Annotated in this window: 15 protein-coding genes; 10 read left to right on the forward strand and 5 right to left on the reverse strand. The window is 65.9% G+C overall.

The genetic code is table 11. The features are described 5' to 3' along the window. Positions 1-49: 49 nt before the first annotated feature. Positions 50-313 carry a PASTA domain-containing protein gene (locus tag AB0N73_RS11840; protein ID WP_363563660.1) on the forward strand — a complete coding sequence of 88 codons (264 nt, stop codon included), beginning with the start codon at positions 50-52 and terminating at the stop codon, positions 311-313. A 66-nt stretch (positions 314-379) separates the two neighbouring features. Here AB0N73_RS11840 and AB0N73_RS11845 read toward each other — a convergent pair whose 3' ends face one another. Continuing rightward, on the reverse strand, positions 380-1,015 hold the full coding sequence (locus AB0N73_RS11845; RefSeq protein WP_363563662.1) for a hypothetical protein: 636 nt from the start codon (positions 1,013-1,015) through the stop codon (positions 380-382). 188 nt (positions 1,016-1,203) lie between these two features. Between AB0N73_RS11845 and AB0N73_RS11850 the strand changes: the two genes are divergently transcribed. Together AB0N73_RS11850 and AB0N73_RS11855 are read left to right on the forward strand one after the other, a co-directional pair. After that, positions 1,204-1,812 (forward strand): RNA polymerase sigma factor, encoded by a 609-nt coding sequence (locus tag AB0N73_RS11850; protein WP_363563664.1) that lies wholly within the window; start codon positions 1,204-1,206, stop codon positions 1,810-1,812. A gap of 17 nt (positions 1,813-1,829) precedes the next feature. Then, the gene (locus AB0N73_RS11855; protein WP_363563666.1) at positions 1,830-2,315 is read left to right on the forward strand and encodes a hypothetical protein; all 486 of its coding nucleotides are present in this window, start codon (positions 1,830-1,832) and stop codon (positions 2,313-2,315) included. Between the two features lie 4 nt (positions 2,316-2,319). Here the strand turns inward: AB0N73_RS11855 and AB0N73_RS11860 are convergent, their stop codons facing one another. Continuing rightward, positions 2,320-2,856 carry a peptidase inhibitor family I36 protein gene (locus tag AB0N73_RS11860; RefSeq protein ID WP_363563668.1) on the reverse strand — a complete coding sequence of 179 codons (537 nt, stop codon included), beginning with the start codon at positions 2,854-2,856 and terminating at the stop codon, positions 2,320-2,322. A gap of 384 nt (positions 2,857-3,240) precedes the next feature. Continuing rightward, positions 3,241-3,759, reverse strand: coding sequence for a hypothetical protein (locus tag AB0N73_RS11865; RefSeq protein WP_363563670.1), 519 nt, complete (start codon positions 3,757-3,759; stop codon positions 3,241-3,243). A 502-nt stretch (positions 3,760-4,261) separates the two neighbouring features. On the opposite strand from AB0N73_RS11865, the gene AB0N73_RS11870 reads away from it, so the two are divergent. Beyond that, complete coding sequence (locus tag AB0N73_RS11870) at positions 4,262-4,822, forward strand: LysM domain-containing protein (RefSeq protein WP_363563672.1); 561 nt, start codon at positions 4,262-4,264, stop codon at positions 4,820-4,822. A 220-nt stretch (positions 4,823-5,042) separates the two neighbouring features. Here the strand turns inward: AB0N73_RS11870 and AB0N73_RS11875 are convergent, their stop codons facing one another. Next, positions 5,043-5,654 carry a TetR/AcrR family transcriptional regulator gene (locus AB0N73_RS11875; RefSeq protein WP_363563674.1) on the reverse strand — a complete coding sequence of 204 codons (612 nt, stop codon included), beginning with the start codon at positions 5,652-5,654 and terminating at the stop codon, positions 5,043-5,045. A 74-nt stretch (positions 5,655-5,728) separates the two neighbouring features. Between AB0N73_RS11875 and AB0N73_RS11880 the strand changes: the two genes are divergently transcribed. The 3 genes from AB0N73_RS11880 to AB0N73_RS11890 all read left to right on the forward strand — a co-directional run bounded on the left by AB0N73_RS11880 (position 5,729) and on the right by AB0N73_RS11890 (position 8,079). Then, the gene (locus tag AB0N73_RS11880) at positions 5,729-6,466 is read left to right on the forward strand and encodes an SDR family NAD(P)-dependent oxidoreductase (protein WP_363563676.1); all 738 of its coding nucleotides are present in this window, start codon (positions 5,729-5,731) and stop codon (positions 6,464-6,466) included. A 213-nt stretch (positions 6,467-6,679) separates the two neighbouring features. After that, on the forward strand, positions 6,680-6,841 hold the full coding sequence (locus AB0N73_RS11885) for a twin-arginine translocation signal domain-containing protein (protein WP_363563678.1): 162 nt from the start codon (positions 6,680-6,682) through the stop codon (positions 6,839-6,841). Positions 6,842-6,873: 32 nt separating this feature from the next. Next, on the forward strand, positions 6,874-8,079 hold the full coding sequence (locus AB0N73_RS11890) for a NosD domain-containing protein (RefSeq protein WP_363563680.1): 1,206 nt from the start codon (positions 6,874-6,876) through the stop codon (positions 8,077-8,079). 53 nt (positions 8,080-8,132) lie between these two features. Here the strand turns inward: AB0N73_RS11890 and AB0N73_RS11895 are convergent, their stop codons facing one another. Then, on the reverse strand, positions 8,133-9,395 hold the full coding sequence (locus AB0N73_RS11895) for a glycoside hydrolase family 32 protein (protein ID WP_363563682.1): 1,263 nt from the start codon (positions 9,393-9,395) through the stop codon (positions 8,133-8,135). 116 nt (positions 9,396-9,511) lie between these two features. Between AB0N73_RS11895 and AB0N73_RS11900 the strand changes: the two genes are divergently transcribed. The 3 genes from AB0N73_RS11900 (at position 9,512) to AB0N73_RS11910 (ending at position 12,619) form a co-directional block, all read left to right on the forward strand. Continuing rightward, positions 9,512-10,828: an extracellular solute-binding protein gene (locus AB0N73_RS11900; RefSeq protein ID WP_363563684.1), complete on the forward strand. Its 1,317-nt coding sequence runs from the start codon at positions 9,512-9,514 to the stop codon at positions 10,826-10,828. A gap of 61 nt (positions 10,829-10,889) precedes the next feature. Further along, a complete protein-coding gene (locus AB0N73_RS11905; RefSeq protein WP_363563686.1) occupies positions 10,890-11,780 on the forward strand; it encodes a sugar ABC transporter permease in 891 nt (296 codons plus the stop codon). After that, positions 11,780-12,619, forward strand: a complete 840-nt coding sequence (locus AB0N73_RS11910) for a carbohydrate ABC transporter permease (protein ID WP_363563688.1) — start codon at positions 11,780-11,782, stop codon at positions 12,617-12,619. The genes AB0N73_RS11905 and AB0N73_RS11910 overlap by 1 nt, the downstream gene beginning before the upstream one ends. Positions 12,620-12,629 lie beyond the last annotated feature (10 nt).

The raw sequence follows: 12,629 nt of genomic DNA on the forward strand, positions 1-12,629 counted from the left end.
TGGCGAACACGGGTGGATACTTGGACGAGACCGCAGAAGAATCGCGTGCATGGCTGAAACGGTGATCGTCCCTGACCTTGTAGGGCAGCCCGTCCACGTTGCTCGCGATGCAGCCGCCACCGTCGGACTGGGCTTGGCCAGCGGCGACCCCGATGGCCCGGGGATCGGCTCGCGGACATGGCCCGGGCTGTTCTGGGTCACGTCGCAGGAGCCACCTGCGGGCTCGTCCGTCGAACGCGGCAGTCAGATACGGATCGAGTTCGTCGAGGACGGTCAAGCCAGAGCTGGTGTCCCCGTCCCCTCACGCACATAGGCAGAGCGGGTCGATGCGCTAAGAAGCGCAGACCCGCTCTACCTACCGCCGAAGCGCGCTACCGGCTCACCCGAACGAGAACGTCGGCCCTACGGAGTAGCACACCGCACCGTCGACCAGGATGACTGAAGCCGAAGCGGAGTACGCGGGCACACCGCCGAAGCCTGGACCGATGACGCCTGGAATCGCACCGGTCCAGCTCTTTGTGCCGCTCGCCGGACCGGCGCCGCCGGTGTTCCAGTGGTTCCCGGTAACGAATCCGGTTGCGTTGACTCTCCAGTCGTGCTCGTAGGCGGCGAGGAAGACGAGGAAGCCCGTGCTGAACGCGACCGTGTCGTTGGCGATCTTTGAGCCGGAAGCCCAGGACGAACCGCAGTTGCCCGGGACGGGATCGGCCGCGGGGGCTGCGAGTTGGGCTTGAGCTCGCAGCACCGCAGCCTGTTGCAGCTGTGCCGTCGCTTCGTCGGTGACCGCGATCGAAGATTGCGAACCATCCGGATTGGTGATGACCTGGAAGCCGTTGGCCTTGGCGACCGCCTCGTCGTAGCCGACGATGGTCATGGGCGCACTCTCGCTGAATGTCGTCGGCGCCTCGGGATCGGGCGTGTCTGCGAACGCTGCTTGCGGTGTGAGTGCCACCATAAGCGTCAAAACCGTCGCGCCCGTGATGCCCAGGGCGCGACGCGTGAATCTGCTGGTCATTAGATCTCCTTCGACTGCTCTCGTGTTGCTTTTTCTGGTTGTGGTGGGGGTCTGCCCGATGTCCTTCATCGCATCGGCTGGTTCGCAGGCTCGTCACTGTCATGTCCGCACCCGCTGGAAAGGTTCATGCGACGATCCGATGAAAGCGACTCCGTCTCTAAACTTGAAGAGGCGGGGGGAGGGCTACAGTGCGCGAGGACGAATCCGACGCGACGCTTTGGCTTGAGGCGGTATCCGGGACGGAGCGCGCGTTCGTCGTGATCTTCGACCGATACCGAACCCGCGTCTTTCGCGCGGCCTACCGACGGGTGCTGGATGTGACCCAGGCCGAGGATGCTGTGGCGATCGTGTTTCTCGAAGCGTGGCGGCTGAGGAAACGAGTGCGCATCGTCGACGGCTCGCTCTTGCCGTGGCTCCTCGCCGTGACCACCCACGTGACGTCCAACCTGTCGCGTTCACAACGTCGTTATGCCCGTATGGTCGCTCAGCTGCCATCACCGGACCAGCACGAGAACCCGTTCGTCGACGTCGACGAACGGATCGACGGTCACGACAGGCGTCGCACGGTCGCTGCGGCCATCATGTCTCTCGCACCACGCGATCGAGCGGTGGTGGAGCTATGTCTTGTCGAGGAGTTGCCGCTGGCGGACGCTGCCGCCGCCCTCGACCTCCCACTCGGGACCGTGAAGTCACGCCTTCATCGTGCGCGCGCACAGCTGCGAACCAAATTGGAGGCTGCGGACATATCCATGCAGTCACTCGCCCCGAACAACCCGGAGGAGGGGAGCTTGACATGACACGGCAAGAACCGAGGATGTCCGAGACGAGAACCCGAGCCATCCGTGAGCTGCTCGCACAGCGCATTCGAGACGACCCCGCGATCCGACGCAAGCGTCTGCGGCGACGGATCGCGGTGTGGGGCAGCGCGGGTCTTGTCGGTGCTGTCGCGCTCACGACGGGCGCCGCGATCCTCTTCGGGGCCACCCCGGTGACAGATAAGACCATCGTCCATTGCCTGAGCTCCACCATTCGCGACGCGGATGGCACCTACCCTGGCTCGTCGGCAACGATTGCTGATGGGAACGGCCCGGGCCGTGTAGACGACGCGCTCGCGCTTTGTGCGCAGATGTGGAAACAAGGGGCGCTCAATCCGAGCGTCGATCCCACCGCGCCGACGCAAAGCCCAGGAATGGTGCCCCCATTGCAGGTGTGCGTCATGCGCGATGGGACCGCAGCGGTGGTGCCGAGTAGCAGCGCTTCTGTGTGTCAGTCGCTCGGCATGGCTTCCTTGGAGGAGTAGCTGATCATCCGAAGGTGCCCTCCGGGCGGAACACCAGCGACTTCACGTTGTCATTCCATGTGCCGATCGACGCGCAGTAGGGGGTGCAGTTCAGTCTGCTGCCGCCGTAGCTCGTGGTCGTGTACAGCGTCACCCAGCACCCGTTCGAAGCTCGCACGGAGCTGATGCTGTTGTCCCAGCCCGATGCGAGCGACGGGAATCCGAACGTCGCGCCGGCGCAGCCGCTCGATCCCCAGAGTGTCAAGCTGTCGCCACCTTCGTTGTAGTCCTTATAGACCGTCCCAACGATGGTGCTCACAGCGACCCCTCGCGTCGCCGGGCCACCAACCCCGATGCTACTCAAATACGCGGCTGCCTCTTCCGGCGTGTTGAAACAGACCGGCTCAGCGGTCGGCGCGGCTGACTCGATCGGACGCACCTGAACCACGCAGTGGTGCCCCGTGCTGTCCGTTGTCGCGGCGGCGGCGGCCGAGACGGGCGCGGTCGAGACGACCAGCGTTGCGAGCGCGCCGAGGAGGGCGCGCAATTTCCCTCTGCCCATGAGGATTCCCCTCTGTAATGCAGCGCATGGTTGCGCTGTCATGATGGGCATGTCCGCTGACCGGCAGAGGGTTCACCGCCTCGCTCCTGTCCGCCGTCAGCGATGCGGCCGGCGTTGACGCGGAGCTGTATCGGATCGATGTAGCCGAGTCTCCGCCATGCCGGATGGGCCAGCGCGTTCGAACATCCGCTCGCCACGCACGCGAATGTGACGCACCCGCTTAGCCCCATCGCGGTCACCGCCTTGCCACAGCGAGTCACCTTTTCCCGTCTCCTCACCCCCGCCTTCGCCACACCAGACCCCGCGGCCATCGATGCGGCGGCGGGCGAGATGCACTGGATGTGCTGAGAGAGCCGAATGCGAGACCGGCCTTTTTCCTGACGATCATCCCCGGAACGTCAGTGCCTGATCGCCCCAGGCGGCACGGAGCGGTGCGTCGAGGTCGGAGAGCAGGGTGTCGTGATGGTCGATGACGAGCGTCTGGCGCCCGGACTCGGGTGAGACGTACTCGTATCGGATCCACGGGGTCTCTCCGTCGGCATCCGGCGCAGTTCCGTGCACGAAGGCGGCCCAGCGTTGTTGCATCCTCATGGACACGGACTCCGCGGTCCGGCGGACGCCCAGTCGGAAAGTTGGGTCCTTCGCCCCTGCGGTCAGGTTGCCCCATAGGTAGGGCAGTTCTGTCGCGTCGGTGGCGCCCAGACCGACGAGGCGGAGGAGCGGCGGCGCCTGGTCAAACCCGTACAGCCAGACGTCAGCGATGGGTGAGTGTCCTTCGGCGATCGAGACGGTCGGCCTGCGGAAGCCGACATCCCGGGCGATGCCGAGCCCGATCGTGTGATGCCGTGCGCGCTCGTGGAGTTTGGACCTGTCCCACCGTGGAGCTGGCCCGAGCTGATCCAAAGCTCAGGAACGTAGGGTGACGAGGCGTACATCAAAACGAGGGACTCCGGGTCGTGGTGACTTTCGATGTGGTGGGCGGAATGTGCAGCGCACGCCTCAACCCCGCAAAGGGGGATGTGTGAGCGATCTCGGCATTTCCGAAGCGGCGGATTCCGCGCATCGCGCGACCATGACGATGTGGCGCCGGGCCACGCCGCCCTACCGCGCGCCTCGTTCGTTGGTGCCAGCTTGTGAGCGTGACCACACTCTCTGACCACCAATCCGTGAAATTCGGTGGTCATGTGGGCTCTCTGAGGAAATGCCTCAGGCGTGGATTCCCGCGGAGTTCCGCACTCTCGGCTTTCGGAACTAGCCGCGCCATTGCTGCGCGCGTCCTCTCGCCAAAGTTCACTTCCCTCCGTCTCCGCCATCTGAACTCCTGGTCGGCTCCGTATCTGCGGGGAAGCCGCTGCGATCTCGCCACGGCTTGAGTAGGCCTCGCCGCAGATGCGAAGATCGGACCGTGAAGCGCTCGGCCTCCGTCATACTCGCGGTGATCGTCGCCGCCGTCGGGTTGTCCAGCTGTGCCGGTGCGGGTGCATCCGTCGACACATCTTCCGAGTCGTCGAGGTCGGGCGCGCCGTCGTCGACACCGGAGACCGTCACCGGGCCGAACGGCGAGACGATCGAGGTTCCTGAAGGACACGTCTACGTGGGCGACGGCGTCATGATCCCGGCCGGAGGTCCCGGTGACTGCGCCACGACCTCCCTGGTGAACATCACGAAAGAGGGCGACGGCCCGTGGATCGCGAAGCTGCTCGGTCCGGACCTCGTCGACATGGGCGAGCGGGAGTTCGCGCACGGAGAAGTCGGCTACGCGGACGATGGCCGGATCGCCACCTACACCGTCGCTCCGGGTGATGCTCTGTACGCGATCAGCGACCGGTTCTGCATGAACGGCGGTCAGCTCCCGCGGCTCCACGGCAATCCGGAAGGCTACGGTGCTCTTCAGCCGGGCGACGTCCTCGTCCTCAATCCAGGCGCGATCCCCGACTTCGTCTACGTCTCCCCGTACGCCGAGTGACGCGATCCGCGTGAGCGGATGTCCCCGGCCCGCTCTCTATGAGCAGCGGCCACGGCGCCGCGGCGTGATCGTCGAACAGTTGCTCATCGAAGCTCCAGGTCCACTCCGCCATCTCGAACGATGGGCCGTCGGCGACGCGCATCGCGGGACGCGCGAGGGGTGCTCCGACCTCGCTCACGATGAAGACGACGACCGGAGAGATGGGGCCTCGCCGTCGGAATCAGCCCTGACGCGGCCAGCCGGCCAACGCGAGGTCGGCGACGCGTAGCAAATCGGCGCGTGAACTACCGCTCGTCGCCTGAACCGCAATGCCATTGGCGATCGTCCTGAGGTAGAGCGCCAGGAAATGCGGGTCGGTGGACGCCGGAAGATCGCCGGACGCCATCGCCTGCTCAAAACGACGCGTCAAGTGGACGATGCCGCCCTCGCGCCACGCGACGAGCGCGTCGCGCACGCCTCGACTCTCATCTCCGGTGGCGAGAGCACCCTGGACGCCCAGACAGCCCGTGGGGAATCCCGGCATCGTCGCCGCCTCAGCCGTTCCGTGCAGCACCGCCGTAGCCACCGCCTCGCTCGTGGGCTCAGCGAGGGCTCGCACGAAGTAGGAGGTCAGGCCCTCGGTGTACCGCTCGAGCGCGCGGGAGAAGAGGTCCTCCTTGCTCCCGAATGCTCGGTACAGGCTCGGGCGGCTGATCCCCATCGCCTCGGTGAGATCGTCAAGGCTGGCGCCCTCGAATCCCTTCGACCAGAAAACCACGACCGCTCGGTCCAGTGCCTCGTCGATGTCGAACGTACGAGGTCGGCCGGTTCTCGGTGGGGTCGTCGTGGTCACGCCCCCACCTTACCGCTGACGTACCAATCGGTACGGATGTGGTAGTTTTGCGAAGCGTACCGATCGGTACGCTATTGAAAGGCGGCAACGTGTCTCAGACAGTTCTCATCACCGGCGGGACCTCGGGCATTGGCCTGAGCATCGCGCAATCCTTCCTCGAGACGGGTGCGTCCGTCGTCGTATGCGGGCGCTCGCAGGCTGCGCTCGACCGGTTCGCCCAGGCGCACCCGCAGGCACTGGCCGTCCGAGCCGATGTCACCGACCCGGCGGATCGGGCGGCGCTGTTGAGTGCGGTCGCCGAGCGCTTCGGCGGTCTGGATGTGCTGGTCAACAACGCCGGCACCTTTGAGGAGCGCGACTTCGCGGCCGGGCCGAACCCGAACGCGACGCTCGATGACGAGGTGGCGCTGAATCTCACCGCCCCCATCCACCTGACGGGCGAGGTGCTCGAGCGTTGGCCCTCCCCGGACGCGATCGTCTTCGTCACGTCGGGATTCGCGCTGGTCTCGCCGACTCGCGCGCCGACGCATGGCGCTGTGAAGGCCGGTCTGCACGGCTTCGCCGACGGACTGCGGCGTCAACTCGCTCGCCGGGGTCGCACCCACGTCCTCGAGGTTCTCCCGCCGTCGACGGACACGCCGATGAACGCCGCCGCTACGGGAAAGAAGCTCAGCCCTGACCAGGTGGCGGCTGTCACGATGAACGCTCTTCGGCGGCGTCGGAACATGGCGTTCCCCGGGCAGACCAAGGTCATGCCCGCAATGTTGCGGATCGCCCCCGAGTTCCTGCGACGGGTGGTCTCCGGACTCTGACCGTCGCGCCCGCGGTCGGGCTCGATCGGACGCTGTCGCGCGAGGAGGGCGCCCTGGTCGTCGGACTTCTTCGGTGGATTTTGGCAATTTTGCCACCTGCCCGGACCTTGCAGCGCGGGCGGGCGCTCTTCTATGGTGACTGACCATGAACGTGACAAATCGTATTGGCAGCGAGAGGCCCCGCTGCCGCCGAGGCGAAGGATGAGCCCGCGGATGCAGGTCAGCCGTCGCGCCTTCCTCCAGGGCGCGTTCGCCGCGGCTCTGGCGGTCGGGGCGGGCTCGATGCGTCCGGGCCCTGCGCACGATTCCGACTCCACGACAGCTGCTGACGCCGGTTCGCGCCGCCGGCGGCGTGTGCCGGTGGGGCTGTTGTGACCGCGATCTCCAGAGAAGGAACGAGCAGAGCCATGCAGTCGAACGTGTACGACGTCACCGATTGGCGGACGTCCCGCCGCGCGCCGGTCGATGCGACCCATGACATCGGTGCGGTCATCAACAGCATCATCGCCGACGTGAAGACGCGGCAGACGAATCCGGAGGACAAACCGGGCGCCGTCATCTACATCCCGCCCGGAACGTACTCGCTGAAGACCCGGGTGGTCGTCGACATCAGCAACCTGACCATCAGGGGGTCCGGCCACGGGTTCGCCTCGCTCTCGATCCGCTACAACTCCGACACGACCGGCTGGCACGAGCTGAATCCCGGTGGGAGCCGCATCAAGGTGGAGAACACGGACGGTGCGTCCGAGGCCTTCCTCGTCTCCCGGGGCGGCCAGCCGCGGCTCGGAGCGATCGCGTTCGAGAACGTCTGTCTCGACGGCGTCAGCTTCGGCGTGAACCAGAACTCATATCGCAACGGCAAGGTCGGCATCCGCTTTGCGACCGACAACGACTCCGTCCGCGTGCGTGGCGTGGGCATGGTCTACCTGGAGCGCGGACTGGTCGTCCAGGGTGCGGACGCGCTGGATGTGTCAGGCAACTTCATCGCCGAATGCGGCAACGGCATTGAACTGCTCGGCGGTTCGCAGGCCACGACGATCCGGGGCAATCACATCGGGGCGGGTCCGGTCGGGTTCTCCATCTTCGCCGAGAACAGCAATGGACTGCTCATCACGGGCAACAACGTCTTCCCGCGAGGCATCGACTCGATACATCTGAAGAACTGCTTCCGGACGAACATCTCGGCCAATCGTCTGCACTCGTTCTACCCGGGCAGCATCACGTTGGAGGGAAGCTGCAAAGAGAACTTGATCAGCTCGAACATGTTCGAGCGGCAGGTCGAGTCCTACGGGCCGTTCATCGGAGTGGGCAATGGTCTGACGGACGACGTCGGCGTGGTGCAGATCAACGGCGACGGCAACACCGTCACCGCCAACCACGTGACCTTGATCATTCCGCCCGAGCAGGTCGCCCCCGCCGGCGGGATTCCTGCGATCTTCAGGGTCGTGCAGGGCGATCAGAACGTGATCGGCGCCAACCACGTCATCTCCAACCTCGATGTGCGCACCGTGGTCTTGGAGGCGGGAACCACGAACTCGCACGTCTACGACTCCGGGACCGAGGCGCAGTTTCACGCACTGTCGACGAGCTACGGCTTCCGCGCGACGCCCTGAGGCGAGCCCGCGTGCGCCGCTCGCGCGGTAGCGGGCGGCGCACGCCGGCGGTCCTATGCGATCTGCGGAGTGAAGGACGCCGGGGCGCCCACCGAGGCCGCCCCGGCGTCGGTGAAGATCTCGAGAGCCTGCTCGTCGAGCAGAACGCGCACGGCCGATGAGGTCAGCGGGATCGAGAACGTCTTCCCTCCGGTCACGACATCCAGCCCGCTCCCCGTGCGGGTCAGCGTGGCCGACGGTGCCTCCGCCTGCCCGACGTGCAGCGCCGCACCGATGTCGGCCGTCCACTCGTAGTCGCCGCTTCGCGCGATCGTCGCGGTCGTGAGCGCGGCCGGTTCTCCCACGACAGGATGCGGGCGCGACAACAGGCGGTCCCCCTCGAGTGTGAGGACGTGGGGAACGCTGAGCGCGCTCGCCCATCCTGCGTCCGCATCCGACGCCCCGCGGACCCAGAAGATGAGGCATGCTCGGCCCTCCGCATCGCGGAAGAAGGAGGGCGCGTAGAACCCCTCTCCGTAGGTGAGCTGGCCCCAGTGGTCGGCGTGGAAGGTGCCGTCGGCGAACTCGCCGACGCCGTAGACGACATCGTGCAGCCGGTCGTCCTCCCAGACGGATGTCACCAGGACATCCCTTCCGTCCAGCCGGAACACCTGAGGGCATTCCCACAGCGCCCCCGTCCACACCGGTGCGATCTCGCGGGTGCTCCGACGCGCCGCGAGCCCCTCGTAGGTCCATTCCTTCAGATCCTTCGAGGCGAAGGATGCGGCCGCCGCATCGCCGCCCGCGAGCGCGGTGCCGACGAGCATCCGCCAGCCGTCACCGTCGCGCATCACGAACGGATCCCGGAAGGCGACCAGATCGTCTTCCGGTGCCTCGACGACGACGTCGCCCTTGCGCCACTGCATCCAGTCGTCGTCGATCGGTGTGGCGGTGCGGATGCGGCCCACCCCGAAGTCGGGAAGCGCGACCGACGTGTAGAAGATCGTGGGGTGTCCGTCGTCGTCCAATGCCAGCGACCCCGACCAGATGCCGTCGTCCCCGTCGCCGGGCTCGAGTGCGACAGCGTGCTCGGTCCAGTGCAGAAGGTCGACGGACGTCGCGTGCCCCCAGCGACACTCCGGTGCCCAGCTCGTGCGGTCGGGGACGTACTGGAAGAACAGGTGGTAGCGGTCGTTGTGCCAGGTGAGGGCCAACGGGTCGTTCATCCATCCCCGTGCCGGAGTGAAGTGTATGAGCGGTCGAGCACCGTGTGCGTCCATGGGTGACGTGTTCTCCTTCGTGTGACCGTCGGCGGTGGCGGTCGATATCCGTCTCATTATCGACTTGACAAGACGTTTTGGCAAAACGTATTGTCAATCCCGTCGCTGACACATTCTCGGCGCAGTGACACTCTCGATCAGGCAACGCAGCAGAAAGAATGGGAGTCGGAGTAATGATGCTTCGCAGAAATCAGGGCCGCGCTCGACGGGCCGTCGTCGGCACCGTCGTTGTCACCGCGTTCTCGTCGTTGGTGCTCACCGGGTGTGGCGCCGGAGGGGGAGCGACGTCGTCGGGTGAGGACTCGTTGACGGTGCTCGTGGAGGCGGGCGGGCACGGCGAGCTTCAACCCATCGCCGACCAGTTCACGAAGGACACCGGCACCGAGGTGACGTTCGTCGAACTGCCCTACGACGGGCTCTACAACCGGTTGAACAGCGAGTTCGGATCGGGTGCGCTCTCGTTCGATGTGGCGGCGCTCGATGCCATCTGGCTGCCGACGTTCGCCGAGGCGCTCACGCCGCTCGACGATCTCTTCACGAGCGAGGTGACCGATGATCTCTTCCCGGCCCTCGTGACGGAGGCCCAGGTGGGCGATCACTTCGTCGGCATGCCCGCGTGGACCAACTCCGAAATCCTCTACTACCGGGCCGATCTGTTCTCCGACCCGACGCAGCAAGCCGACTTCCGTGCTCAGTACGGCTACGACCTCGCGCCGCCCACCACGTGGGAGCAGTACGCGGATGTGGCTCAGTTCTTCACGCAGGACACCGACGGAGACGGTCAGGTCGATCTCTACGGCACGGACGTGAAGGGCGCCGTCGAGACCGAGTACCTGGCGACGCTCTCGCAGGCCGGCGCGAAGGACATGGTGGTCGGTGCCGACGGATCGGTCAGTCTCGGAGACGACGCGAGCCTCGAGGCGCTGGACTTCTACACCAGCCTCTTGCCGTATGCGCCGTCAGGCGCTGCGCAGCTCGACTGGGCCGGCGCGCAGAACCTCTTCAACCAGGGGCAGTTGGCGATGATGCGGTTCTGGGCCCACGCCTACCGGCAGGTCCCGGCCGACTCTCCGGTCGCCGGCGACATCGGCGTCGCGCCGATGATCGGCGGCCCGGGCGGAGTGGCCGGCGTACCCGGGGCGTGGTACCTCTCTGTGCCTGCCGCGACGCCGAAGAGTGAGAAGGCCCTCGAGTTCGTCCAGTACGCGTACGACCACAACGAGCTCAGCGTCGACACGGCGCTCGGCCTCGCATCGCGCATCTCGGTGATCGAGAAGTACGAGAACGAGCCCGGGTACGAGAACTACGGCCCGCTCCTGGCCACGTTGAACGCTCCGGGCACCATCCCGCGTCCTGCGACCGAGCAGTGGCAGCAGATCGTCGACTCCGTCCTGATTCCCCTGATCCAGAAGGCCGTCGTGCCCGGCGCCGACAATCAGGCGCTCCTCGACGACGCGAAGATCCAGACCGAGGAAATCCTCGGACAGTAGCGACCCGGGGTGCGGGGCCGGTCGTCCGGTTCCCGCACCCCCCTACTCGAAAGACACTCCCTTGCGCATCACCGATCGCCGGTTCGCAACGCTCCTGATGGTGCCGGCCACCCTGTTCCTCGCCGTGTTCGTGGGATGGCCGCTCGTGCAGTTCGTGGCGGATTCCTTCTTCGAGATCAGCAAGTTCGCCGGCGGTCCGCGAACCTTCGTGGGTCTCGACAACTACATCGCGGCGCTCACCTCGACGGACTTCTCCGGGGCCGCGGTCCGCACGGTGATCTACACGGTCATCGTCGTCTTCTTCGAGTTCGCGCTCGGCCTCATCGTCGCCCTCATCTTCACCGCACTGGGCGACAGGTCGCGGGTCTTTCGCACGATCTTCCTGTACCCGCTGATGATCGCTCCGATCGTCGCCGGCCTGCTGTGGCGCTTCCTGCTCATCGACAACTTCGGGATCGTGAACCAGCTGCTGACCACGGTCGGCATCCTGCAGGACCCGGGCCAGATCCAATGGCTCAGCGATCCGAACATCGCTCTGTTCTCCGTCGCCATCCCCGATATCTGGCTGACGACCTCGTTCATCTCGCTGGTGCTGTTCGCCGGGCTGCAGAACATCCCCGGCGACGTCATCGAGGCGGCTCGGATCGACGGCGCGCGGTATCCGACGATCCTGTTCCGCATCATCCTCCCGCTCCTGCGCCCCGTCATCGCCGTCGCGCTCATCATCCGCGGGATCGACGCCGCGCGAGCGTTCGATGTGATCCTCATCCAGACCAACGGCGGTCCCCAGCAGAGTACGGAGACGATGTCACTGCTCATCTACCGCACGATGGTCCGCTTCGGCGAGCCGGGCCTCGCGAGCGCCATGGGCACGATGTACCTGATCGCGATGCTGGCCGTCTCGGTTGTCGCGATCCTCCTGATCTGGCGTCCCGGAAGCGAGAACAACTGATGAACGGCCTCGAGACCACGCGCGTCAGTTCGCGCGCCATCCTCTGGATCGCCCTGGTGCTGCTGGTCGTGCTCTACGCCTTCCCGTTCGCCTACATGCTCTTCACCTCTTTCAAGACACCTCTCGAGACCATCGCGGTACCGCCGACGGTGCTGCCCTCGCAGTGGACGATCGAGAACTACGCCGCCGCGATCGGACGCGACGGGGTGGTCGCGTCGTTCATCAACAGCGTGGTCACCGCCGTGCTCAGCACCGCGATCTCGATGGTGCTGGCCGTCCCCGCGGCATACGCCGTCACTCGCTTCCGCACACGGTTCGGACGGTATTTCATCGTCGGCGCGCTGGTGATGCGCATGGTGCCGCCCATCGTCATCGGCGTCCCGATGATCGCGATCTTCCGTAACCTGGGTATCGCGGACACATCGTTCGCCCTGGCGATCGCGCACACTACGATCTCGCTGCCGCTGTCGATCTGGCTGATGTCCAGTTTCTTCGAGGCTGTGCCGGGTGAGCTCGAAGAGGCCGCGAAGATCGATGGAGCAAGCCGGCTCGGCGCGTTGTGGCGCATCGTCATCCCCGTCACCGCGGGCGGGATCGCGGTGACGGCGATCTTCGCCTTCCTCGCATCGTGGAACGAGTTCCTGTTCGCGCTGCTGCTCACGGCCACCCGCGCACAGACCACCCCGATCGTGATCGCGAACTTCCAGACGCAGTTCGGGCTGGACTGGGGTGCCATGACAGCGCTCGCCGTTTTGTACTCTCTACCCGTGATCCTCTTGGCGCTCGTGTTGCAGCGCCACATCGTCGCCGGACTCACCCTCGGCGCCGTCAAGGGATGAGACTGCTGTC

The sequence above is a fragment of the Microbacterium sp. NPDC089189 genome, assembly GCF_040685095.1.
Taxonomy (GTDB): Bacteria; Actinomycetota; Actinomycetes; order Actinomycetales; family Microbacteriaceae; genus Microbacterium.